This window comes from Mycolicibacterium diernhoferi, from assembly GCF_019456655.1.
Lineage (GTDB): Bacteria > Actinomycetota > Actinomycetes > Mycobacteriales > Mycobacteriaceae > Mycobacterium > Mycobacterium diernhoferi.
Genome location: NZ_CP080332.1, coordinates 5,283,105 through 5,306,579, shown reverse-complemented (window position 1 = coordinate 5,306,579; position 23,475 = coordinate 5,283,105). Strand labels below are relative to the sequence as shown.

General features: G+C 68.1%; 26 protein-coding genes and 1 tRNA gene. 5 read left to right on the top strand and 22 right to left on the bottom strand.

What is annotated here, in order from left to right; all coding sequences use genetic code 11:
* Positions 1-16 precede the first annotated feature (16 nt).
* Together K0O62_RS25200 and K0O62_RS25195 are read right to left on the bottom strand one after the other, a co-directional pair.
* On the bottom strand, positions 17-1,495 hold the full coding sequence (locus tag K0O62_RS25200; protein WP_073856677.1) for an alpha,alpha-trehalose-phosphate synthase (UDP-forming): 1,479 nt from the start codon (positions 1,493-1,495) through the stop codon (positions 17-19).
* Positions 1,496-1,663 carry a hypothetical protein gene (locus K0O62_RS25195; RefSeq protein WP_097933944.1) on the bottom strand — a complete coding sequence of 56 codons (168 nt, stop codon included), beginning with the start codon at positions 1,661-1,663 and terminating at the stop codon, positions 1,496-1,498.
* 59 nt (positions 1,664-1,722) lie between these two features.
* Here K0O62_RS25195 and K0O62_RS25190 point away from each other — a divergent pair, with 59 nt between their 5' ends.
* Positions 1,723-2,562 (top strand): SDR family oxidoreductase, encoded by an 840-nt coding sequence (locus K0O62_RS25190; protein ID WP_073856676.1) that lies wholly within the window; start codon positions 1,723-1,725, stop codon positions 2,560-2,562.
* On the opposite strand, the gene K0O62_RS25185 is transcribed toward K0O62_RS25190, so the two are convergent.
* From K0O62_RS25185 to K0O62_RS25160, 6 genes are all read right to left on the bottom strand, one after another.
* Entirely contained in the window at positions 2,563-2,886 is a 324-nt protein-coding gene (locus K0O62_RS25185; RefSeq protein ID WP_073856675.1) for a DUF732 domain-containing protein, read from the bottom strand. It lies immediately after the preceding gene.
* Positions 2,887-2,895: 9 nt separating this feature from the next.
* Positions 2,896-3,381 carry a (2Fe-2S)-binding protein gene (locus tag K0O62_RS25180; protein WP_073856674.1) on the bottom strand — a complete coding sequence of 162 codons (486 nt, stop codon included), beginning with the start codon at positions 3,379-3,381 and terminating at the stop codon, positions 2,896-2,898.
* A complete protein-coding gene (locus K0O62_RS25175) occupies positions 3,374-4,249 on the bottom strand; it encodes an FAD binding domain-containing protein (RefSeq protein ID WP_073856673.1) in 876 nt (291 codons plus the stop codon). Before K0O62_RS25175 ends, K0O62_RS25180 begins: the two co-directional genes overlap by 8 nt.
* Entirely contained in the window at positions 4,246-4,953 is a 708-nt protein-coding gene (locus K0O62_RS25170; protein WP_073856672.1) for an SRPBCC family protein, read from the bottom strand. The genes K0O62_RS25175 and K0O62_RS25170 overlap by 4 nt, the downstream gene beginning before the upstream one ends.
* Before the next feature lie 3 nt (positions 4,954-4,956).
* Positions 4,957-7,332: a xanthine dehydrogenase family protein molybdopterin-binding subunit gene (locus K0O62_RS25165; protein ID WP_234800108.1), complete on the bottom strand. Its 2,376-nt coding sequence runs from the start codon at positions 7,330-7,332 to the stop codon at positions 4,957-4,959.
* Between the two features lie 112 nt (positions 7,333-7,444).
* Complete coding sequence (locus K0O62_RS25160; RefSeq protein ID WP_073856670.1) at positions 7,445-8,623, bottom strand: XdhC family protein; 1,179 nt, start codon at positions 8,621-8,623, stop codon at positions 7,445-7,447.
* A gap of 38 nt (positions 8,624-8,661) precedes the next feature.
* Here K0O62_RS25160 and K0O62_RS25155 point away from each other — a divergent pair, with 38 nt between their 5' ends.
* Complete coding sequence (locus K0O62_RS25155; RefSeq protein WP_073856669.1) at positions 8,662-9,525, top strand: DKNYY domain-containing protein; 864 nt, start codon at positions 8,662-8,664, stop codon at positions 9,523-9,525.
* On the opposite strand, the gene K0O62_RS25150 is transcribed toward K0O62_RS25155, so the two are convergent.
* From K0O62_RS25150 to K0O62_RS25125, 6 genes are all read right to left on the bottom strand, one after another.
* Positions 9,522-9,995: a hypothetical protein gene (locus K0O62_RS25150; protein WP_073856668.1), complete on the bottom strand. Its 474-nt coding sequence runs from the start codon at positions 9,993-9,995 to the stop codon at positions 9,522-9,524. The genes K0O62_RS25155 and K0O62_RS25150 overlap by 4 nt on opposite strands.
* Before the next feature lie 2 nt (positions 9,996-9,997).
* Positions 9,998-12,043 carry a glycoside hydrolase family 183 protein gene (locus K0O62_RS25145; RefSeq protein WP_073856667.1) on the bottom strand — a complete coding sequence of 682 codons (2,046 nt, stop codon included), beginning with the start codon at positions 12,041-12,043 and terminating at the stop codon, positions 9,998-10,000.
* 121 nt (positions 12,044-12,164) lie between these two features.
* Positions 12,165-12,530, bottom strand: a complete 366-nt coding sequence (locus tag K0O62_RS25140) for a hypothetical protein (RefSeq protein WP_073856666.1) — start codon at positions 12,528-12,530, stop codon at positions 12,165-12,167.
* 32 nt (positions 12,531-12,562) lie between these two features.
* Complete coding sequence (locus K0O62_RS25135; protein ID WP_073856665.1) at positions 12,563-12,967, bottom strand: HNH endonuclease signature motif containing protein; 405 nt, start codon at positions 12,965-12,967, stop codon at positions 12,563-12,565.
* A 42-nt stretch (positions 12,968-13,009) separates the two neighbouring features.
* Positions 13,010-13,084: transfer RNA gene (locus tag K0O62_RS25130), tRNA-Thr, on the bottom strand.
* An 18-nt stretch (positions 13,085-13,102) separates the two neighbouring features.
* The gene (locus K0O62_RS25125) at positions 13,103-14,134 is read right to left on the bottom strand and encodes a hypothetical protein (protein ID WP_073856664.1); all 1,032 of its coding nucleotides are present in this window, start codon (positions 14,132-14,134) and stop codon (positions 13,103-13,105) included.
* 92 nt (positions 14,135-14,226) lie between these two features.
* On the opposite strand from K0O62_RS25125, the gene K0O62_RS25120 reads away from it, so the two are divergent.
* The gene (locus K0O62_RS25120; RefSeq protein ID WP_073856663.1) at positions 14,227-14,955 is read left to right on the top strand and encodes a response regulator transcription factor; all 729 of its coding nucleotides are present in this window, start codon (positions 14,227-14,229) and stop codon (positions 14,953-14,955) included.
* A 2-nt stretch (positions 14,956-14,957) separates the two neighbouring features.
* Positions 14,958-16,415 (top strand): sensor histidine kinase, encoded by a 1,458-nt coding sequence (locus K0O62_RS25115; RefSeq protein ID WP_097933946.1) that lies wholly within the window; start codon positions 14,958-14,960, stop codon positions 16,413-16,415.
* Here K0O62_RS25115 and K0O62_RS25110 read toward each other — a convergent pair.
* Entirely contained in the window at positions 16,403-16,807 is a 405-nt protein-coding gene (locus K0O62_RS25110; protein WP_073856662.1) for an HIT family protein, read from the bottom strand. The two genes, K0O62_RS25115 and K0O62_RS25110, sit on opposite strands and share 13 nt — an antisense overlap.
* A 176-nt stretch (positions 16,808-16,983) precedes the next feature.
* Between K0O62_RS25110 and K0O62_RS25105 the strand changes: the two genes are divergently transcribed.
* Entirely contained in the window at positions 16,984-17,940 is a 957-nt protein-coding gene (locus K0O62_RS25105) for an acyl-ACP desaturase (RefSeq protein ID WP_073856661.1), read from the top strand.
* Here the strand turns inward: K0O62_RS25105 and K0O62_RS25100 are convergent.
* The 7 genes from K0O62_RS25100 to K0O62_RS25070 form a co-directional block, all read right to left on the bottom strand.
* Entirely contained in the window at positions 17,928-18,752 is an 825-nt protein-coding gene (locus K0O62_RS25100) for an SDR family NAD(P)-dependent oxidoreductase (RefSeq protein ID WP_073856660.1), read from the bottom strand. The genes K0O62_RS25105 and K0O62_RS25100 overlap by 13 nt on opposite strands.
* A 28-nt stretch (positions 18,753-18,780) precedes the next feature.
* Positions 18,781-19,200 (bottom strand): nuclear transport factor 2 family protein, encoded by a 420-nt coding sequence (locus K0O62_RS25095; protein WP_073856916.1) that lies wholly within the window; start codon positions 19,198-19,200, stop codon positions 18,781-18,783.
* Between the two features lie 69 nt (positions 19,201-19,269).
* Positions 19,270-20,400, bottom strand: a complete 1,131-nt coding sequence (locus tag K0O62_RS25090) for an NDMA-dependent alcohol dehydrogenase (protein WP_073856659.1) — start codon at positions 20,398-20,400, stop codon at positions 19,270-19,272.
* Between the two features lie 94 nt (positions 20,401-20,494).
* Positions 20,495-21,034: a nuclear transport factor 2-like protein gene (locus tag K0O62_RS25085; RefSeq protein WP_073856658.1), complete on the bottom strand. Its 540-nt coding sequence runs from the start codon at positions 21,032-21,034 to the stop codon at positions 20,495-20,497.
* Between the two features lie 4 nt (positions 21,035-21,038).
* A complete protein-coding gene (locus K0O62_RS25080) occupies positions 21,039-21,251 on the bottom strand; it encodes a ferredoxin (RefSeq protein WP_073856657.1) in 213 nt (70 codons plus the stop codon).
* A 1-nt stretch (position 21,252) separates the two neighbouring features.
* Positions 21,253-22,644, bottom strand: a complete 1,392-nt coding sequence (locus tag K0O62_RS25075) for a lanosterol 14-alpha demethylase (RefSeq protein WP_073856656.1) — start codon at positions 22,642-22,644, stop codon at positions 21,253-21,255.
* Positions 22,641-23,465, bottom strand: coding sequence for an SDR family oxidoreductase (locus K0O62_RS25070; protein ID WP_073856655.1), 825 nt, complete (start codon positions 23,463-23,465; stop codon positions 22,641-22,643). The genes K0O62_RS25075 and K0O62_RS25070 overlap by 4 nt, the downstream gene beginning before the upstream one ends.
* Between the last annotated feature and the right edge of the window lie 10 nt (positions 23,466-23,475).

Genomic DNA, 23,475 nt, shown 5'->3' with positions numbered 1-23,475 from the left:
GGCCTCGGCGCGGTGGCTAGTCCGATTTGGCGGTGGACAGCGCGTCCAGGAAGGACCGGGCCCAGCGGTCCACGTCGTGGGCCAGCACCTGGCGGCGCAGTGCCCGCATCCGGCGCCTGCCCTCCTCGACGGTCTGGTTCAGTGCCTCCTCGATGGCGTCCCGGACGCCGTCGGTATGGTGCGGGTTGCACAGGTAGGCCTGCCGGAGTTCGGCTGCGGCGCCGGTGAACTCGGAGAGCACGAGTGCGCCGCCGAGGTCGCTGCGGCACGCCACGTACTCCTTGGCCACCAGATTCATGCCGTCGCGCAGCGGAGTGACCAGCATGACGTCGGCGGCGACGAAGAATGCGATCAGGTCATCGCGCGGGACCGGCCGGTGCAGATAGTGCACGACCGGATGGCCGACCTCGCCGTACTCGCCGTTGATGTGGCCGACCTGGCGCTCGATGTCCTCGCGCATCTCGATGTAGCTCTCCACCCGCTCCCGGCTGGGGGTGGCCAGCTGCACCAGCACCGTATCGCTGCGGTCGGCGCGGTTCTGCTCCAGTAGTTCGGAGAAGGCCTTGAGCCGGACGTCGATGCCCTTCGTGTAGTCCAGCCGGTCCACACCCAGCAGGAGCTTGCGGGGGTTGCCCAATTCGGTGCGGATCTGGCGGGCCCGCTGCCGGATGCTCTTGGCGCGGGCCTTGCGGTCCAGTTCGGCCGAATCGATCGAGATCGGGAAGGCGCCGACCTTGACGGTGCGGAACCCGACCTGCACCTCGCCGAAGCGGGAGCGCACGCCGATGGAGGCGCGCGAGGTGTGGGCGCCGATCAGCCGGCGGGCCAGGATCAGGAAGTTCTGCGCGCCGCCGGCCAGGTGGAACCCGACCAGGTCGGCACCGAGCAGGCCCTCGATGATCTCGGTGCGCCACGGCATCTGCATGAACAGCTCGACCGGCGGGAACGGGATGTGCAGGAAGAACCCGATGGTCAGGTCCGGGCGCAGCATGCGCAGCATCTTGGGCACCAACTGCAGCTGGTAGTCCTGGATCCAGACGGTGGCCCCGGGCGCGGCCGAGCGTGAGGTCGCCTCGGCGAAGCGCCGGTTGACCTCGACGTAGCGGTCCCACCATTCCCGGTGGTACTGCGGTTTGACGATGACGTCGTGATACAGCGGCCACAGCGTGGCGTTCGAGAAGCCCTCGTAGTACAACGCCACGTCCTCGGCGGACAGCCGCACCGGGAACAGTTGCAGATCGTCCTGGACGATCGGGTCCTCGTCGTGCTCGTCCACGCGGTCGTCGGCGACGCCGGGCCAGCCGATCCAGGCTCCGCGCTGTTTGCGCAGGATCGGTTCCAGCGCGGTGACCAGGCCACCAGGGCTGCGCTTCCAGGTGGTGGAACCGTCGGGCAGCACTACCTGGTCGACGGGCAGCCGGTTGGCGACGACGACGAAGTCAGCCCGGCCCTGGGGAGTGGTGGAGTCGGTCGACGGGCCGCCTCCGGCGCTCACCTACGCCTCGGGCTTCGCCGGTCCGATACCGAGCATGGCCATGAAGGTCCGACATTCTTCGGCGTCGGTGGCATAAGCGGCGACCACGCGGCGTGCCTGGTTGGCCGTATCGTCGGGCAGCGGCTCGACGTCGCCGATTTCGGCGCTGTCAGCAGTTTTTGCGGTCATCCGATGATTCTAGGCGAAGTTCAGGTCTCCGAGGTCGGTGCCCGTGTAAATGTGTAGCCGTGCAAATCAATTTGGCTGGACAGACGGTCCTGGTAACCGGCGGCGGAAGCGGTATCGGTAAAGGGGTGGCGGCGGCGGTGGTGGCGTCCGGCGGAAAGGCGCTGCTGGTCGGGCGCAACGCGGACAAGCTGGCCGCCGCGGCCGAGGAGATCACCGCGACCGGCGGGGACGGCGAGGTGCGCTTCGAACCCGCCGATGTGACCAACGAGGACGAGGTGGCCCGGGCGGTCGACGCGGCGACGGCCTGGACCGGCCGGTTGCACGGGGTGGTGCACTGCGCCGGCGGAACCGAGACCATCGGACCGCTGACGCAGGTGGACTCCGAGGGCTGGCGCCGTGCGGTCGACCTGAACGTCAACGGCAGCATGTACGTGCTCAAACACTCGGCACGCGAACTGGTCCGCGGGGGCGGCGGCTCCTTCATCGGGATCTCGTCGATCGCCGCGAGCAACACCCACCGCTGGTTCGGCGCCTACGGCGTCACCAAGGCGGCGCTGGATCACCTGATGATGCTGGCCGCCGATGAACTCGGACCGTCCTGGGTGCGGGTCAACTCGATCCGCCCGGGTCTGATCGCCACCGATATGGTCGCGCCGATCCTGTCGATGCCGGAGTTGAGTGGCGACTACGCCGCCAACACCCCGCTGCCGCGGCACGGGGAGGTCGAGGACATCGCCAACGCCGCGGTGTTCCTGCTCAGCGACGCCGCGGGCTGGATCACCGGTCAGGTCATCAACATCGACGGCGGACACGGCCTGCGCCGCGGACCGGACCTCTCGGCGATGCTGGAGCCGGTCTTCGGGGCCGAGGGGCTGCGCGGGGTGATGCCCGACCTGTGACTACTCGGTGTTCTTGACCTTGTCCGGGCAGTACACCTGGGCGGCGATGCCGGCGAAGGTGGTGATGCCCTCGCTGTCCAGGTCGGTGTTGTCCTGGATGTAGGTCAAGGCGGCCTGCACGCCCTTCTTGCCGCCGTTGCCCAGCTTGCGGCACATCGTCTGGGCCAGCCCGACCGGATCGTCACCGGCCTGCACACCGTGCTCGGCGATGACCGTGAGGAACTGCTGGTCGGTCTGCTCGTCGGCGGCGGCCGGCGCGGCCAGCGCGGTGGCCGCGCCGAGCAGGGCTGCGGCGACGGTACCGCTGATCGTCCGGGTCCGCATGAATTCAGCCTATGCCGTCGGACCGCTCATCAGTTCGCCGGCGCGCTTCACCGCGTTGACGATGCCCTGATAGCCCGTACACCGGCAGAAGTTCCCGGACAGGCCCTCGCGGATCTCCGCGTCGCTGGGGTTCGGGTTGTCGCGCAGCAGCGCGGTGATACTGGTGACGAATCCCGGTGTGCAGAAGCCACATTGCAGGCCGTGGCATTCGCGCATGGCGGCCTGCACGGGGGACAGCTCACCGTCGGGGGACGCGATGCCCTCCACGGTGGTCACCTCCTGGCCGTCGGCCTGCACGGCCAGCACCAGGCAGGACCGCACCGCCTGACCGTCCAGCAGGACGGTGCAGGCGCCGCACGCGCCGTGCTCGCAGCCCAGGTGGGTGCCGGTCAGCCCACAGTTCTCCCGCAGGTGGTCGGCGAGGGTGACCCGCGGTTCGACGGTGCCGGTGTACTCGCGACCGTTCACCGAGAGGTTGACGGGTAGTTCATGCATTGAGCGCCTCCGTGGTTGCGTCGGTCCAGGCCCGGGCCACCATCGCCGCGCCGACCCGTCGGCGGTAGGACGGTGAGCCCTGCAGGTCGGTCGGCACGTCCTGGAGGTCGGACAGTGCCAGCCGGCCGAACTCCTCGGCGGTGATATCGGTGACCGGCCGGCCGGTGACGGCCTGTTCGGCGGGCGTGCCCCGTTCCGGGGTGGAGCCCAGCCCGAGCAGGCCGACGCCACAGCGCACCACCCGGTCGTCGTCGTCCAGCTCGACTGCCACGGTGGCCCCGGCGATCGCGAAATCGCCGTGCCGGCGTGCGAATTCGTGCACGCCGAAGCCGACCCGACCGGACCATACCGGGAACCGGACCTCGCGCAGCAGTTCATCGGCAGCCAGCGAGTTCTCCCACAGCCCGGTGAAGAAGTCGGCGGCCGCGATCTGCCGGTCGCCACGGGCCGAGGCCGCGACGATGGTGGCGTCCAAGGTCAATGCCACGGACGCGAACTCGGCCGCCGGGTCGGCGTGCGCGATGGCGCCGCCGAGGGTGCCCCGGTTGCGGATCTGGAAGTGGCCGATGTGCGGGGCGGCCAGCGACAGCAGCGGCACCGAGTCCGCCACCTCGTCGTCCATCCCGACCAGCGCGTGCGATGTGCCGGCGGCGATCACGACCTCGCCGTCCACCAGGTCGATCCCCTGCAGTTCCGGGACCCGGGAGATGTCCACCAGATTCTCGAAATGCGTGAGCCGCATGGCCAGTAGCGGGATGAGGCTCTGACCGCCGGCGAGCACCTTGGCCTCGTCACCGAATTCGGCGAGCGTCTGCACCGCCTCGGCCACCGTGGCGGGGCGGTGATAGTCGAACGGGGCCGCTTTCACGCGAGCAGCTTCGTCAGCGCGGCGAGCAGCTCATCGGTCTTGACAGCCGCCGGATGGACAGCCTTGCCCCTGTGTCGGTCAGCGCGACGGCCGACCAGGAAACCGATGGCTCCGGCCGCGGCCGCGGCCGCGATGACGGGCGCGAACCGCTTCGCCATCGGCACCGCGACGACCTTGAGCAGATCCACCGAGTCGGCCGCAGGCTGGGCCGCGGCGGCGGCCGTCTCGGCCGTCGGTGCGGCCGTGGTCGACGCCGGTGCGCCGCCGAGCAGTTCGGCTTCCAGGCTGCGGGCGAACTGGGCGATCAGGTTGCCGGAGACGTCGGCCAGCACCCCGCGGCCGAACTGGGCGGCCTTACCGGAGATCGCGAGATCGGTGGTGATCACCACGTGGGTGGCGTCCCCCTCGGGCTTCAGCTGGGCGGTGACGGTCGCCGCGGCGGTCCCGTTGCCCCGGGTCTCCTTGCCCTCGGCCTTGAGCACCAGCCGCTGGGCGGCGGCGTCCTTCTCCTGGTAGGTGGCAACACCCTTGTAGGACACGGTGATCGGGCCGACCTTCACCTTCACCGCACCGGTGAAGTCATCGCCGTCGACACTGAGCAGCGTGGCGCCGGGCAGGCACGGGGCCACCCGCTCGACGTCGGTGAACACCTCCCACACCGTGGCGGCCGGTACCGCTACCCGGAATTCGTTGTTGAGTTCCACGTTTCAGCGGTCCTTTCCTGTAGTGATTCCCGAGTCGCTTCGCTCCCGCCCTCCGGAAGAAGCCTGTTCGATGAGTTCGATGATGGTGGCGGGGGTGGCGGGCATCCGGGTGACCGTGACCCCGAGGGGAGCGAGGGCGTCGTTGATGGCGTTGATCACCGCGGGCGGGGAGCCGATGGCTCCGCCCTCACCGGCACCCTTGTACCCCCCGACGCCGGGTCCGGGGATCTCGACGTGCCCGAACTCGATGGGCGGCACCTCGGTGGCGGTGGGCAGCAGATAGTCCACGAAGGTCGAGGCGATCGGGTTGCCGGCGTCGTCGTAGGCGAGGTGTTCGAGCAGCGCCCCGCCGATGCCCTGCACGGTGCCGCCGGCGACCTGTCCTTCCACCACGTTCGGGTTGATCATCGGGCCGACGTCCTCGCTGACGATGTAGCGGGTCAGCGTGACCTGGCCGGTGACGGTGTCGACCTCACAGGTGCAGGCGTGAGTTGCGTTGGCCCAGTGGATCATCGCCTGGGAGTTGAAGCGTGCGGTGGCCTCCAGGGTGGGGGAGACACCGCCGAGTTGAGCGGGGTCGTAGTAGGACCGGTAGGCGATGTCGGCGAAGCTGACGCTCTTGTCCGGGTCGTCGCGGACCACGGCACGCGAATCGGAGAGTTCGATCGCGTCGGCATCGGCGCCGAGCATCTGGGCCGCGATCGCCACGATCTGGTCACGCAGGATGGTGCCGGCCTCGTTGACCGCGCCCGCGGTCATCGGAGCGCTGCGGCTGCCCTGGGTGCCCGCGCCGTACGGGGTCACCGCGGTGTCGCCCTGGATGGTCGCCACGTCGTTGATGTTGGCGCCCAGGACATCCGCGGTCAGCTGGACCACCGTGGTCTCGATGCTGTTGCCACTGGAGCCGCCGTTGACGTAGACGTTGATCTTGCCGGTCGATTCCATCCGGATGGTGGCGCCCTCGGTGGCGAGGTTTCCGGTCGCGGCGCCGGTGGGCTCGATATAGGCCGAGAAGCCCAGCCCGATGTAGCGGCCCTGGGCCAGTGCCTCGGCCTGCTCCTTGCGGAAGCCCTCCAGGTCCAGGATCTTCACCGCCTGCTCGAAGGTGTCGGCGGGCGCGCAGTTGTCATAGGGCATGCCGTTGGGGTTGAAGAACGGCATCTCGTCGCCGCGCAGGATGTTGATCCGGCGCAGTTCGGCCGGGTCCATGCCGATCTTGCGGGCCGCGATGTCGAGCAGCATTTCGCGAGTGAGGGTTTCGTACTGCCACGGTCCGCGATAGGCGTGCAGACCGGGGGTGTTGGAGAACACCGTCTTGTAGTTGAAGCTCGACTTGGGCACCCGGTAGGGCCCGGGGAAGAACATCCCGATCGCGGCGGTGGTGAGCACCGGGTACGGGGTCGGGTAGGCGCCGATGTCCTGGACGAAGTCGATGTCGGCGGCCAGGATCTTGCCATCGGCGTCGAAGGCCATCCGGACGGTGCCGTCGACGTGCCGGGACTGTCCGGCCGACATCAGGTTCTCCCGGCGGTCCTCGATCCACTTGAGCGGGCCGGACACCTTGCGCGCGGCCAGCATGACGGACATGTCCTCGCGCATCGGCACGACCTTCTGGCCGAAGCCACCGCCGGTGTCGCGCACGATGACGCGCACCCCCTGGGCGGGGATGCCGAGCAGGCGTGCGGCGAAGGCGCGCAACTCGTGCGGCGTCTGGGTGGAGCCCCAGATGGTCAGCTCGGAGGTGCTGGCCACCCATTCCACGACGATGCCGCGGGTCTCCATCGGCACCGGAACGTACATCTGTTGGTAGATGCGCTCTTGGACCACATATGCCGACGTGGCAAATACTTCCTCGTCCGGTGGCATGCCGCCCATGCCACCGGCGACGTTGTCGGGGTAGGCCTCGTGTACCACCGGGACGCCGGCCTCGGCGCCGCCGATCGCCTTGCGGAAGTCGGCGACCGCGGGCAGTTGGGTGTAGTCGACATCGACCAGGTCCACGGCGTCCTCGGCCAGGCGCCGGCTGTTGGCGACGACGATGGCGACCGGGTCGCCGACGAACTTGACCTCACCCTCGGCCAGCGGCGGGCGCGGGGTGTCGGGGACATCCTTGCCGGCCACCGCATGCCAGGACTCCCGGACATCGGGGTTGATGTCGGCGGCGGTGAAGACCGCGTGCACGCCGGGCAGGGCGAGAGCGGCGGCGGTGTCGATGCCGTTGATGGTGGCGTGGGCGAACGGGCTGCGCACGAAGCACGCGTGCAGCATGCCCGGTCGTTGCACATCGTCGACGAAGGTTCCGCTGCCCGTCAGGAGGCGGGAGTCTTCGATGCGTGGTACCCGGGTGCCTGCGTAGCGGGCGGCGACGGGACGCGTCACGGGGTGGCTCCTGTCCATCTTTGCTTGCGCGTGTAAGTGGGCTGTGTCACACCCTTTTGCGAGCGGCGTTAGCCTACCCCGAGAGGGGGAATTGCAAAAGAAGAGAGTCCCGTTACCGCACGTCGGCGCTGGTAACGGCGGGCTGTTCGGCCAGTTCGTGGTGGATCCGGCCGGCCACGGCGGTGAGCGGGCGGCCGCCGCCACCCCAGCGCCGGGCGATGATCTCGGCGACGATCGAGACGGCCGTCTCCTCGGGTGTGCGGGCGCCCAGGTCGAGACCGATGGGACTGGACAGCCGGGCCAGATCGGTCTCGGTGAGGCCGGCTTCGCGCAACCGGGCGAGCCGGTCGGTGTGGGTGCGCCGGGAACCCATCGCTCCGATGTAACCGACCTGGGGCAACCGCAGCGCCACCTCGAGCGCGGGCACGTCGAACTTGGGGTCGTGGGTCAGCACGCAGATCGCGGTGCGGCCGTCGATCGCATCGAGGTCCTGCTGCCCGCGCAGATAGCGGTCCGGCCAATCGACGACGACCTCGGCGGCGGACGGGAAACGGGCCGGCGTGGCGAACACCGGCCGGGCATCGCACACCGTGACGCGGTAGCCGAGAAACGTGGCCTGCTGGGCCAGGGCGGCGGCGAAGTCGATGGCGCCGATGATCAGCATGCGCGGCGGCGGCGCATAACTGGCGACGAACACCTCCATGCCGGTGTCGGTCTCGCCGGAGGTCTCGTCGACGCGCTCCCCGTCGGGCCCGTAGGACAGCACCGCGGTGCGGCCGGCCAGCAACAGCCCGCGGGCATCGTCGGCGACCGCGGCGTCGGCGCGCCCCGAGCCCAGGCTGCCCACCGCGGTCTCCGGTTCGACGATGAGTCGGCGGCCCCGGCGGGCCGGGTCCGGGTGCGCGATCACCGTGGCCACCGCGACCGGACGGTGCTCGGCGATCGCCGCGGCCACCTCACCGAGCTGAGGGAAGGTCTGCTGGGACACCGGTTCGACGAATACGTCGAGGATGCCGCCGCAGGTCAGCCCGACCGCGAAGGCGTCGTCGTCGCTGATGCCGTAGCGCTGCAGGGTCGGTAACCCGGTCGCCACCACCTCGGTGGCCAGTTCGTAGACCGCGCCCTCGACGCATCCTCCCGACACCGACCCCGCCACGCTGCTGTCGGGGGCGACCACCAGTGCGGCGCCGGCCGGGCGCGGCGCGGATTTGATGGTGCGCACGACGGTGGCCAGACCGGCGGTCCCGCCGCTCCGCCAGGTGGTCATCAACTCCTTGAGAACCTCGCGCACAGTCTGGAGTCTATGTGCGTCAACCGCCATGATGAGGCATGCGCACAGTGATCGCCCTCGTGATGCTCGTGATCCTGGCTGTGCTGCCCGGGTGTGGTGGCGAGCCGAACTCCGTGTTCGACGCGGCGGGCTACCATGTGCGCGACGGGCGGGTCTACTACCTGAATACGTTCCCGGGCAAGGCATTTGACGTCAGCGGCGCCGATGCCGACAGCTTCGAGGTGCTCGACGGTGGGTTCGCGCGCGACCGCGGTGCGGTGTACCTGGACGGGCACGCGCTGCCGGATGCCGACCCGGCGAGTTTCGTCCTGCTGGATCGTTCCGGTTACGCCAAGGACACTCGCCATGTGTACGCCCGGGACCGGGTGGTCAGCACCGACCCGGAGCATTTCGAACTGCTCGGCGGCGACCTGTCCCGGGACAGTGCGGCGGTGTACTGGCCGGACGGCAGTGTGCTGTCCGACGATCCGGAGAACTTCGTGATCATCTCGAATGCCGAGCGCTACCTGTTCACCCGGGATGCCAAGAAGGTGCACGTCAACGGGAACCCGATCGCGGGCGCGGACCCGCAGAGTTACCGGGTCCTCGGCGGGGCCTACGGCACCGACCGGGACGGCGCCTTCTACCTCGACGAGCCGATCGTCGACGCGGACTCTGCTTCGCTGCGCCACCTGCAGGGGGCGTATGCGGCCGACGTCCGCCGGGCGTACTGGATGGGCAAGGAGATTCGGGGCGCGACCCCGGCGAGCTTCCGGGTACTGCACGAGGCCTTCGAATGCTCCGCCGACGAGGACGAGGCCTTCTATCGTGACGTGGTGATCGCCGACGTCGACCCCCGCAGTTTCCCGGCCGGCGCCGGGGTCACCGGCTGCTCGGCCGGCGGGATCGCGTTCACCGACTAATCGCCGGCCCGCTCCCAGAGGCAATGCCCGGTCATCGAGATGTCGAACAGGCTGGGCAACACCTGCAGTGAAAGCCGCTGTCCGGGCGCCCCTTCGGCGGCAACCGGACTGCCCAGGACGCCGGCGCTGACCACCGTCTGCTGGGTGGCCGCGCACGTGGTGTCCGGATCGAGTGGGGTGGCCGTCCAGGACCCGGACTCCAGGTTCGGGTTGCGCAGACCGTCGCCGTGCAACGCCATCGCCGGGCCGAAACCGACCCACCGGTCGCTGGGATCGCCGGGGGCGGTGGTCTGTTGCCAGCGACCGCCCCGGCAGACCAGCGGCAGATTACGGCCGGGCGGCATGGTGGCCGCCCCGTCGAGATCTGCGGTGCAAGACGAATCCTGCTGCGGCACGGTGGGATCCGCGTACACGGGAGCGGCCGTCGCGAGGGCGGTCACGGTCAGCAGCAGGGCCGCGAGTCGGGTCATGGTCACAGCTTGGTCAGGTCTGTCTTCATCAGCATGACGTTGTACTCGCTCCAGATCGACAGGTTCCAGTACAGGTCGGTGCCGGTGCCCTGGGTGGACGGGGACCAGGGATGCATCATCGGCGCGTAGATCCCGCCGTTCTGCTGGGTCATCACCACGCTGGGGCCGGACCAGGCGCCCTCCGGGGTGTCCGAGGTGCGCAGGATGATGTTGTTGAACTGGTCGCCGTGCATGGCCACGTACTTACCGAGTGTCGCGTTGTACTGCACCGACATCTCGCTGACCTGGTTGCCGGGCTTGCTGATCCCGCAGGCGCCCTTCTCCTTGCCGAAGATCGGAGTGGCCTTGGACGGGTCGTTGCGGTACCAGCCGGCCTTGTAGGCGCCGATGCCGAACAGTCCGCCCTTGCTGCCCTTGCTGTAGTACTCGTACTTGGTGACGTCGAGGATGTCGGCCTCGGCCACCCGGGACAGGTAGGCCTGGCCCTGGCGTCCGTTGGGGGTGCCGTAGGAATACACGAACCCGTCGCCGGGGCGCACGAAGGCGGCCTGCTGAAAGTTCTTGTTGCCGCCTACCGGTGAGTTCATCCGCACGCTGGTCGGCGCGATGTACCAGTTCTCGCCGTTGTCCTCGGAGTAGGCGATCGCCGAGTAGTTCGTCGTCCAGGAACCCGCGTTGCCCCACTTCTTCACCGACATGAAGCTGACGTATTGGGTCGCCCCGTACTGGGTTCCCGGGGTGGGTACGGAGATGCCGGCGGTCGGGATGAGGGTGACCCCGGTCGGCAGGTTGCGGGGGAGCCGTTCGGGCAGGATGATCTGGCGGGCGTAGGTTTCCTCCCACAGCGGTGAACCGCCGAACATGTTGCCGTTCAACCACTCTCCGGCCGGGATGGTCATCCCGTTGCCGAGGTTGTGGTCGGAGCTGCGGAACAGTGTGTTCAACCGCCAGGTGCCGGTCATGTTCGGCCCGCCGAACGTGTCGCCGAAAGCGATCAGCACCTGGTGCTCGTTGATCGGGGTGTTCGGGTCGTCGGGGATCCCGTTGTCCCACATGACGCCGATATCGGTACCCCAGATGCCGAACCGGTTGAAGGTGTCGTTCGGCGGGAAGTTGCCGGTCACCCAGTCGATGAAGGTGGTGGAGCCGCTCACCTGCGCGCCGGGTCGGGGGAAGCCCGGGCGGGCCGCGGCGGCGGCCAGCGCCAGGGAGATGTTGTCGGCGGCGACACCGCCGGTGGCCGCGGCGTGCGACGGGCTCAACCGGGTCAGCAGGTTGTCGACCTCGCGCCGGGCGAAGGCCAGCAGGGTCCAGGCCAGCGTCGGGTTCGACGGCGAGCCGGGGACCACGCCGGCCGCCCAGTCCAACACCTTGGACACCACCTTGACCACCGCGGTCACCGGATTGGGCGGTGCCACCGCGATGGGAGTGGACCGGCGTTCGATGGTGGCTGTGCCGGCCGAGGCCAGCGCGTGCGCCGTGGCGAAAACCGCTACCTTGTCTGCCTTTTCGAGGGAGTCGGTGGGATCTGCGGGCGCGCTTGCGGTGACGGCGGGCGCGGGAGCCGAGGTGTTGGTGTTGGTGGCCGTGGTGGCCGTGGTGGCCGTGGTGGTGGTGTCGGTGGGGGTCGCCGCCTGCGGACGGGCCGCCTTGCGCGCGCCGAACGGTTTGCGTTCGGCCGAGCGCAGCGTGGGCCGAGCCCGTTTGGTGCCCTTGCTCTCGGCGGCCTCGGGTGCGGGATCCTCGGCGGTCTCGGTGTCTTTACCGGCGCCGGCCTCCGGCTCGTCGTCCGGGTCGCCAGCCGTGTCGTCAGCGTCGTCGGCCGTGTCGGGAGTCGACGTCTCGGTGTCTGTCTTGCTGCCGGTGGAGCCGGTCCCGGAGTTCGACTCCGACCCGGCCGAACTCGTCGAGGAGTCCTTGGCCGAGGAGTTCGTCGACGAGTCGGTGGTGTCGGCGACGGCGATGCCACCTCCGGTGGCGATCGCGGTACCGACTCCCAGTGCGACCGCCAGCCCCCCGACCCGGCCGATATACGCCGCTGAGCCCATGATGGTGCCTCCGTGCTGTCCGCCCCCGGCCCAACAAGTACAGATATCCAACAACAATCCGCCCGATTGCGAAAGAGGCAAGTACCCCACAGGTCACATGGGTTGCACCTGAGCTGGGATTTCAGTCGATGAGGCCGGCCTCGCGCAGGGCGTCGGTGTACAGGTCGGTGGCCTCGTCGATGCCGTCGTTGACCCAGGCGTCGACGATGGCGACCCGGTCGGCGACGATCTGCACCTGATTGACCCACCGCTCGAAGTCCGCGTCGCGCCGCAGCGCGTCGATCTGCTCTGTGCTGCCCTGCACCAGGAAGAAGCCGCCGAGCTCGCTGGTCTGCGGCCGCAGGATCACCACATCGTGGCGTTCGATGCGTCCGCTCTCGGTGAGTTCGACCAGGAACGAGCGCGACTTCTTCAGGGCTTCGAGGGCCTGAGGCTCGCGGCCCTGGGTCGGCAGACCCCAGGCGATCCAGAAACCGGCGTCCGACATAGGGGAGAACCTACACAGCGCGCGGCCGCTCGTTAGTAGGACTTGCCGTCGGCGTAACGCTGCCGGCGCGACGCCCGCCCGCTGCCCCGGTTGCGGCTCTTGTATGTCGGCAACTGCGAGTCGCAGTTCGGGCAGACCAGGCGCAGGTTCTCGCGGCGGTTGTTGGTCGGGTTGCCGTCGATGTGGTCCAGGATCAGTGTCAACGCCGACCCCTGCCAGGTGCTGGCACTGCCACAGATGGCGCAGCGGCCGTCCTGTTCGGCGGCGATGTGTCTGCGGATGTAATTGCCCCGCTCGCCGCGAATCTTGGCATCGCCGGACTGCAGCCATAGCACTGTGCTGGCATTGCGGCGGACGGCGGCCTGACATGTATTGCTGCAGTACGTCTTCTGGCTGCGCTTGGAAAGCGTTGCGCCGCAGCCGAGGCAGAGGCTCATGAACCGACACTAGGGATCAGCACCGACAAATCGGGCCGGAGGTGGAGCCTCCTATCGGGATTGAACCGATGACATCATGCTTACAAGGCAAGTGCTCTACCACTGAGCTAAGGAGGCGGTGGTACGCCGGACAGCTTAGCGTTCCTCGTCGATGATCCGTTCGGAGACCACCGCCCGCGGCCCGGTGCTGGTGCGCCGTCCGCGCTGACGCGGCAGCGGGATGCGGCCGGCGATATTGCTCAGCGGGTTCACCACCTGCGACAGCGTGATCACGGCCTCGTGCAGCGCGTCGATCGTCGGCGTGAGCGCCTCCAACCCGGGAGTGAGCCGGTTCAGGGTGTCGGCCACATCGGCGAGCTTGAGCAGCGGTCCGTCCGGGTCGGTGAGGGTGTCCAGCAGCCCGCCCTCGGCCAACAGGGTGTCCACCACCCCGTCCTCGCGCAGGATCCGCTCGATCAGCCCGTCGTCGGCGAGCAGCTGGTCGGCCAGCCCGCCCGGGGCGATCACCCGGGACAGCGCCCCGCTGTCGGTGGTCAACCGGTCGATCAACCCGCCCTCGGCGGTCACCTGGTCGACCAGACCGCCCCTGGACAGGGCACGGCCCACCGGCCCGTTCTCGGCCAGCAGCTGATCGGCGACCCCGTCCTCGCGCAGCGCCCGGTCCACGACACCGTCCTCGGCCAGCAACCGGTCGGCCAGCCCGCCGGGGGCGATCACCCGGGTCACCACGCCACCGTCGGCGGTCAGCCGATCCACCAGGCCGCCCTCCGCGGTGACCTGATCGATCAGCCCGTCCTTGGCCAGCGCCCGGGCCACCGGGCCGTTCTCGGCATTGAGCCGGTCCAGCAGTCCACCGGGGGCGGTCAGCTGATCCACCAGGCCACCCGGTCGCAGCAGCTGGTTGAGCGGGCCCTCCGGGGCGAGTGCGCGACCCAGTGGGGCGTCGTCGTCCATCAGCCGGGCCAGCCGGTTCGCGCGGTCCACCGCGTCGTCGATGCCGAGCATGGCCGCGAACGAGGTTGCGTTGCCCACCGCCCCGGGATCGTCGAGCGAACGCCGCACCACCTTGAGCGAGCCGGTGGCGATGTTGAGGCCCAGGTCGGCGACGGCCAAGCCGGCCCGGACGGGCGCGGTGGCAAACTGCACGAAGGTGCCGACCAGGTTCATCAACCCAGTCTAGGTCGGCACCGGACCGCATTCTCAGCAAGTTCACAACAAGTACGCAGCTTCGCTTCAAGTCTGCGGAGGACCGTGGTCTCATGGCCATGGCAGCGATTTCGGAATCCACGCACAGCATCCCCGAAGCACGGGTGCTCGTCGTCGACGATGAGACCAACATCGTCGAGTTGCTCTCGGTGAGCCTGAAGTTCCAGGGCTTCGAGGTGCATACCGCCTCCAGCGGCACCGACGCGCTGGACAAGGCCCGCGAGATCCGGCCCGATGCGGTCATCCTGGACGTGATGATGCCCGGTATGGACGGCTTCGGAGTGCTGCGCCGGATGCGCGCCGACGGTATCGACGCACCGGCGCTGTTCCTCACCGCCCGGGACAACCTGCAGGACAAGATCACCGGGCTCACCCTCGGCGGTGACGACTACGTCACCAAACCGTTCAGCCTGGAGGAGGTGGTGGCGCGGCTGCGGGTCATCCTGCGTCGCGTCGGCCGTGGTGTCGAGGAGCCCCGCAATGCCCGGCTGACCTTCGCCGACATCGAACTCGACGAGGAGACCCACGAGGTGTGGAAGGCCGGTGAGCCGGTCTCGCTGTCACCCACCGAGTTCACTCTGCTGCGCTACTTCGTGATCAACGCCGGGACCGTCCTGAGTAAACCGAAGATCCTCGATCACGTGTGGCGCTACGACTTCGGGGGTGACGTCAACGTCGTCGAGTCGTACGTGTCCTATCTGCGCCGCAAGATCGACACCGGGGAGAAACGGCTGCTGCACACGCTGCGCGGCGTCGGCTACGTCCTGCGCGAACCGCGCTAGGCGTGCCGGTGGGCAGACGCGGGATTCCGCTGCGGGTCGGACTGGTCGCGGCCACCCTGGTGCTGGTGGGCCTGGGCCTGCTGGCCTCGGGCATCGCGGTCACTTCGCTGATGCGGCACACCGAGATCCAGCGCATCGACCAGACCCTGCTGGAGGCCTCCGGCGGTTGGGCGCGCGCACCCATGATGACCGCGGTCCCGGTGCCCGATCCCAGTCCGGCCTATCCGCCGTCGAATTTCTACGTGCGCGGCACCGACGCCGACGGCAGTGTGCGACTGGCCGTCAAGAACGGTGCCGCCGATCCGGTCCTGCCCGCGGACAACGATGTCGGCCCGGACCCGGTGACCGTGGGCTCCGAGGGCGACTCGGAGGTGAAGTGGCGTGCGGTGACGGTCCGCGGACCCGACGGGGAGTTGACCACCGTCGCGATGGACCTCAACGAGGTCGAATCCACCATGCGTGCGCTCATCTGGTCGCAGGCCGCGATCGGTGCGGCCGTGTTGTTGGTGCTCGGCGTGGTCGGGTATGCGGTGGTGCACCGCAGCCTGCAGCCGCTGGCCGAGGTCGAGGAGACGGCGGCCGCTATCGCCGGTGGAGAACTGGATCGCCGTGTCCCGCAACGTGATCCGCGCACCGAGGTGGGGCGTCTGTCGCTGGCGCTGAACGGTATGTTGGCCCAGATCCAGCGGGCGCTGGCGTCCTCGGAGCAGTCGGCCGAACTGGCCCGCGAATCCGAGGAGCGGATGCGCCGGTTCATCGGCGACGCCAGCCATGATCTGCGCACCCCGCTGACCACCATCCGCGGTTACGCCGAGTTGTACCGCCAGGGCGCGACCCGCGACACGGACATGCTGATGGGCCGCATCGAGAGCGAGGCCGGCCGGATGGGCCTGCTGGTCGAGGACCTGTTGCTGCTGGCCCGACTCGATGAGCAGCGGCCGCTGGACGAGGGCCGGGTCGACCTGCTGGCACTGGCCACCGATGCGGTGCACGACGCGCAGACGGTGGCGCCCGGGCGGCGGATCCGGATGGAGGTGTTCGACGGCCCGGGCATCCCGGAGGTCCTCGGCGACGAGGCGCGGTTGCGCCAGGTGTTCAGCAACCTGATGTCCAACGCCCTACAGCACACTCCGCAGGATACGGACATCACCGTGCGGGTGGGCACCGATGACAGCGACGCCGTGCTCGAGGTGTGCGATCAGGGGCCCGGCATGAAACCCGAGGACGCGCAGCGTGTCTTCGAGCGGTTCTACCGCGCGGACACCTCGCGCACCCGCGCCAGCGGCGGGTTCGGCCTCGGCCTGTCGATCGTCGACTCGTTGGTGGCCGCGCATGGCGGCACGGTGTCGGTGCAGTCCGCACCCGGTCGTGGGTCCCGGTTCCGGGTCAGCCTGCCCCGCATCCTGGACGTGGCTGGAGCCGTTCCGGCGGCGACCTCGGAGGCGGCTCAGCCCAGCTGAGCGAGTGCGGCTTTGATCTTCGCCTGTGCCTCATCGAGGGACTCCGGCGACGGGTTGCGGTCCACGTTGGCGAACCCGAAGTCGCTGAGGTTGCGCGCCGGGAACACGTGCACATGCAGGTGCGGCACCTCCAGGCCGGCGATGATCATGCCGGCCCGTTCCGTCTCGAACGCCGCGCAGACGGCCTTGCCGATCTTCTGCGAGACCGCCATCACCCGCCCGAACAGGGCGGGGTCGAGATCCTGCCAGTTGTCCACCTCGGCGCGTGGCACCACCAGGGTGTGGCCCTGCGTCATCGGCTCGATGGTCAGGAACGCCACGATCTCGTCGTCCTCATAGACGAATCGGCCGGGCAGATCCCCGTTGATGATCATGCTGAAGACGGTCGCCATGGGTACGAGCATAGGTGTCGGTTTCGGCGCTGCGGGTCGGCTGCCAGTACAGTGCTAAGCGGCGATGTTGTGTACGCAAGTACATGACACTCCGGGTGTTGGGTCCATTCGGTGCGCGGTGGCCGCTGTACAGCGGCTGCGACTGCCGAATGGAAGGCCCCACCTTGCAGAAACCGATGAACGACGCTGTGCTGCTGCGCGAGCTCGAGCCGATCGCCGCGGACAACGTCAACCGGCACCTGTCCACGACCAAGGACTGGTACCCGCACGACTATGTGCCGTGGGAGCAGGGGCGTAATTTCGCGGCCACCGGCGGCGCCGACTGGTGTATCGAACAGTCGCAGTTGGGCGAGGTCGCACGCGCTGCGATGATCACCAACCTGCTCACCGAGGACAACCTGCCGTCCTACCACCGGGAGGCCGCAGGCAGCTTCTCCCAGGACGGCCCGTGGGGTACCTGGGTGAACCGGTGGACCACCGAGGAGAACCGGCACGGTATCGCGCTCCGTGACTACCTGGTGGTGACCCGCGCCGTCGATGTGGAGGCGCTGGAGCGGGCCCGGATGGAGCACGTCACGAACGGCTTCGCCGCCACCGACGAGGAACGGGCCAAGCACGACTCGGAGTTCTTGATGTCGGTGTCCTACGTGACCTTCCAGGAACTCGCCACCCGGGTGAGTCACCGCAACACCGGCAAGGTCTGCGATGACCCGATCGCCGACCGGTTGCTGCAGCGCATCGCCGCCGACGAGAACCTGCACATGATCTTCTACCGCAACGTCTGTGGCGCCGCGTTGGATCTGTCCCCGGACCAGACCTTGGACGCGGTGGCCGCCGTGGTCGAGAACTTCCGGATGCCGGGTCAGGGCATGCCCGACTTCCGGCGCAACGGCGTGCTGATGGCCAAGCACGGGATCTACGATCTGCGCCAGCACCTCGACGAGGTGATCATGCCGACCCTGCGTAAGTGGGACATCTTCGAGCGCAACGACTTCAGCGCCCGGGGCGAGGCGCGGCGCGAGCAACTCGCGGCATTCCTGGAGGATCTGGCGACCAAGGTCGTGCGGTTCGAGGAACAGCGTGACCGGCTGCTGGCCCGCGAGGCGAGCAGGCGGGAGCTTCAGCCGTCCTGAATCAGGGCGTGCACCTCGTCCAGGGTGTAGGGCGGGGTGTCGTGGTGATCGCGGTAGCCGATGAAACCCGGCGTGGGGCGGGCGAACTCGCCGATGAAACCGCCCGCGGCGATGAAGATCCGGCCGGTGACGTCCTTGGCCAGGTCGCTGACGAGATAGGCGTAGGTGGGGGCCACGTGGCCGGCGGGCCCGGCGTCCAGCGCTCCCTGGAAACTGACGTCGTCGAGTAGACCGCGCCGGTTGAGCTCGGTGATGTGCTGCTCGTAGTCGGTGCCGGTGGACAGCCGGGTCTTCGCCCCCGGGCACACCACATTGGCCCGTACCCCTCGGTCTTTCAGTTCCGCGGCGATGGCCAGCGTGAGGCCGTTGACGCCGCCCTTGCCGGCCGGGTAGCCGGTGCCGCCGTAGTCACCCAGGTAGGCGAACGAACTGGTGTTGACGATGGCGCCGGAACCTTGGGCGACCATGTGCGGCGCCGCCGCGCGGGCCGTCTCGAACGCGGTGCCCAGGTGGGCGTCGACCAGATCGCGAAACTGTGCGCTGGTGATGGACAGTATCGAGGATCCCGGTGGTTCCGCGGTGCCCGCGCAGTTGATCAGGATGTCGATCCGGCCGAACTCGGCGACACAGGCCTCGACCAGGTCGTCGGCCACCGTCGGATCGGCGGGCGAACCGGCATATCCGATACCCGAAACATGTTGTGCGGCTTGTGCTACCGCTTCCGGGTCGCGGCCGTTGACCAGCACCCGGGCGCCCTGGGCGGCCAGCAGTTCGGCCACCGCCAAGCCGATACCGCGGGTGCCGCCGACCACGACGGCGGCGCGGTCGGTGAGCGCACCGCTAATCTGTCTTCTCCACCTCGGAGAACTTCATGGCGTCCATGTTCCAGTAGCCGCGCAGGTTCGTGATGAGGCCCGCATCGTTCACCCGGTAGGTGAACACGCCGCGCACGGTGGCCACGAACCCGTTGGGAAACTCGGTACGCAGCACCAGGATGTAGGCGATCTCGGTCGGCGAGCTGGACGGGAACGTCTCCTCGCAGGTGACCGTGAGCTTGTTGGGACCGATGTTGGTGTCGAAGAAGGCTCGTACGGCCTCCTTGCCGCGCACCCCACTGCCGTCCGGGTTGGTGACGGCCTCACCGATCGGATCCTCGATGACGATGTCGTCGGACATCAGCGCGAGCCAGCCCTCGCCATCGCCGGCTTGCACACAGCGCCAGGATGCCTGGGACGCGAGGACGACAGGTGAATCGGTCATGTTTCCTTTCACACCCTGCTCGCCGGCACCGTGTCCTGCACAGCAGAACACGGTGCCGGCGAGTGTGGGTCAGCGGTCCGCGTCGGTGTAACGGATGACGCCGCGGATGTTGCGGCCTTCGAGCATGTCCTTGTAGCCGTCGTTGATCTGTTCCAGCTTGTACTGCCGGGTGACCATGTCATCGAGGTTCAGGCGGCCGGCCTTGTACATCGACAGCAGCAGCGGGATGTCGTGGTGCGGGTTGCCGCCACCGAAGATGGTGCCCTGCAGGTTCTTCTGCAGCAGGGTCAACATCGACAGGTTCAGCGTCACGTTGGTGTCGGACATGCTGCCGACGGCGGTCAGCACGCAGGTGCCGCCCTTGCTCGTGATGCTCAGGTAGCTGTCGACGTCCTTGCCCTTGAGCTCGCCGACGGTGACGATGGTCTTACGTGCCATGCCGCCGTGGGTGACCTCGGCGATGCCGCCCATCGCCGACTCGATGTCCGGGTAGACGTGCGTGGCGCCGAACTTGAGCGCCTGGTCACGCTTCCACTCGATCGGGTCGATGGCGAAGATGTTGCGGGCACCGGCGTTGACCGCACCCTGCAGGGCGCCCATGCCGACGCCGCCGATGCCGACGATCGCGACGTCCTCGCCGGGGCGGATGTCGCCACTGCGCACGGCCGAGCCGTACCCGGTGGTGACGCCGCAGCCGACCAGGCAGGCGACCTCGAACGGGATCGACTCGTCGATCTTCACCACCGAGCTCTTGTGCACGACCATGTACGGGGAGAAGGTGCCCAGCAGGGTCATCGGGAACACCGGGTCGCCCGAGGCGGTGTGGATGCGGTGGGTGCCGTCGGAGACGGCGACGCCGGCCAGCAGGCCCGCGCCGAGATCGCAGAGGTTGCGCAGGCCGGCCTGACACGACGGGCATTCACCGCAGGACGGGATGAACGACAGCACGACGTGGTCGCCGGGCTTGATGTTCTCCACACCCGGGCCGACCTCGGTGACGATGCCGGCGCCCTCGTGCCCGCCCAGCACCGGGAACCCGAACATCGGGATGTCTCCGGTCACCAGATGGTGGTCGGAATGGCACATCCCGGAGGCCTCCATCTGGATCTTGACCTCATCTTTTACCGGGTCGCCGATCTCGATCTCCTCGATCGACCACGGCTGGTTGAACTCCCGGATGATGGCGCCTTTTGTCTTCATCAAGATCCTTGCTTTCGTGGAGACTGTGACTAACTTGTCCGAAGATAGCTTAGTAACCTATGTCACAAAACAACCAACCGGGTGGTTGGGTGTATCACCAGATTGGAACAGGTGCCTGCCCCAGCGGGTAGTAGCCGGGCAGCTTCTCCCCGGACAATGACCGCTCGATGCGCTGCTGCATGGCCGGGGTCAGGTCACCGGATTCGATGAGCTTTGCGTAGCCCTTCGCGACGTGGCCGAAGTCGAAGAAGTCGCGCTGCCACTCGATCAACAGCTCATCGTTGAGCCGGAACCAACTGCCGCCGATCCCGTAGATCTCGCTCTCGGTGCCGTCGCTCTTCTTGGCGATCTGCTTCCAGAAGCCGACGATCTCGTTCTGCTTGTCGTCGATGAGTGTGCGCTGGTACTCGTAGTACCAGTTCTCCAGGCCGAGCATCTCCAGGCCCAGGGCGATCTCGGCTATCTCCTCCTTGCCCACGCACATGACGTCTTCCTTGGGGCCGATGTTCCAGCCGTAGGTGGCGTCGGAGGTGTAGAAGTCCGCCAGCGGCTTCCAGTCACCGGCCGCCTCGGCGTCCTTGTTGGCCTGCAGCCAACGCTCGACCCAGTTCTCGAGTTGTTCTCTTGACGCCATCGGCTCAACCCTTCTCGTTCTCTGTGATTGATAGTGCTCGGGTGGGACACATTTCGACGGCCAACTCGACCGCCTCGCGCAGTTCGTCGGGTGGTTCGTGGTCGAGGATCTCGACGACACCGCGCTTGGGCACGGAGAAGACGTCGGGTGCCTCCAGCTCGCACATGGCGTGGCCCTGGCACAGGTCTTCGTCGAGGTTGATCCGGTAGCAGCCCATCTCAGGCCTTTTCGATTCCCCGGTCGCTGTGCTCCGGCCCGCCGGTCTGGCGCCTGCGGTAGCGCACCTTGGCGGGCTGAGCCAGCTGCACGACCATCTTGGAGTGGTCGTTGCGGTAGGTCTCCGAGGGCTGTGACATCTCGAACTCATACTCGCGCAACAACACCGAGAAGATCGCCTTGATCTGCATCTGCGCGAACGCCGCTCCCACGCAGCGGTGCTTGCCCGCACCGAAGGGGATCCAGGTCCACCGGTTGATCAGATCCTCCTGCCGCGGCTTCTCGTACCGGCTGGGGTCGAAGGCGTCCGGGTCGGGGAAGTCCTCGGGGATGCGGTTGGAGATCGCCGGGGAGGCGGCCACCATCTGGCCCTTGTGGATCGGGTGGCCGGCGACCTCGAACTCGTCCTGGGCCACCCGCATCAGGATGATCAGCGGCGGGTGCAGGCGCAGGGTCTCCTTGAGCGCATTGTCCAGGTTCGGGATCTGGCGCAGCGCATGGAAACTCACCTCCTGACCGTCGGAGTACAGATCGTCGAGCTCGGCCTGCACCTTGGCGTAGAACTCCGGGTGGCGCAGCAACTCGATCAACGTCCACGAGGAGGTGCCCGAGCTGGTGTGGTGGCCGGCGAACATCAGCGAGATGAACATGCCGGTGACCTCGTTCGCGGTGAAGCGCGGGTTGCCCTCTTCATCCTTGATGGAGACCAGCACGTCGAGCAGGTCGCGATCCTCCTTGCCCTTGGGAGGATTGGCGATCCGGCCGTTCATGATCTCCTGGACCAGCTCCACGAGCTTGACCCGCGACTCGTCGCGGATCCGGAAGCTCTCGATGTCCAGGTACGGGTCGACATAGCAGAGCGGGTCGGTGCCGCGCTCGAGCTGGTGATAGTAGTGCGCGAAGCGGCTGTCGAGCTGTTCACGGAACTTCAAGCCGATCAGGCAGGCCGTCGAGGTGTAGATCGTCAGCTCGGAGAAGAAGTCGAGCAGTTCGATCTCACCTTCATCGCCCCAGTCGGCGATGATCTTCTTGACCTCGTTCTCGATGGTGGCGGCGTGGCCCTTCATCTGCTCGCCGCGCAGCGCGGTGTTGTGCAGCATCTCCGCCCGGCGTTCGGGATCGGCGTCGAACACCACGCCCTCGCCGAAGATCGGCGTCATGAACGGGTAGGCCTCGGCCTGGTTGAGCTCACTGTCGCTGGACCGGAAGAAGAACTCGTTGGCCTCCGCGCCGGACAGCAGCACCACCTGCTTGTCGGCGAGCTGGAACCAGCCGACGTCCCCGCACTCGGCCCGGACGCGCTGCATCAGCCCGATCGGGTCGGTGCGGAACTCCTCGAGGTGGCCGTGCTCCTCCTCGCCGCCGGAAACCCGGGGCACGATCGCGGTCGTCATGACGGCATTCCCTCCTCGCCGAGAGCAAGTTTCTGTCGGTCCTTGACGTCCGCCAGCGGAGCCTCGGGCTGCAGTTCCATGTTCGCGATGTAGTGGCCGCGCGGGGTTTCGGCCACGAAGGTGATGGCGCGGGCGAGGTCGGCGGCGCGCATGAAGTAGTCGTGGCGCGCCTGGCCCCACTTGGCCCAGTCCTCCAGCGCGGGACCGATCTTCTCGGCCGGCAGGCTCCAGCCCATCGAGGTCATGGTCGGGCCCGGGTGCACGATCGAGGCGCGAACCCCGGTGCCTTCCAGTTCCATCTGCAGGTTGGTCACCATGGCGACCAGGCCGGCCTTCGCGGCGCCGTAGGCGCCCATATGCGGCCGTGGCCGCAGGGCCACATCGGATCCGACGAAGATCAGGTCGCCACGCCGGCGCTCGATCATGCCGGGCAGTACCGCGGTGGCGAGCCGATTCGCGCCGACCAGATGGATCTGCAGCTGGTCGGCGAACTCGTCGGTGCTCATCTCGTGCAGCTTGCCGAAGTTGGTGTCCCCGGCGCCGGCGACCAGCACCTCGATCTCGCCGAGTTCGGAGACGGTCTGCTCGACGGCCGCCTTCACCGAGTCGGGGTCGGTGACGTCGAGGTGCACCGCGATCGCTTCACCGCCGTCGGCGCGGATCTTGCCGACGATCTCCTGCAGCTTTTCCACCCGGCGGGCGCCGAGGGCGACCGGGAAACCGTTGGTGGCGAGTTTGATCGCGGTCGCCTCGCCGATTCCGGAGGACGCGCCGGCGACGAGCGCGGGCCGGCGGTCGGGCAGAGGATCAAATCTGGGCATGAATACAGGG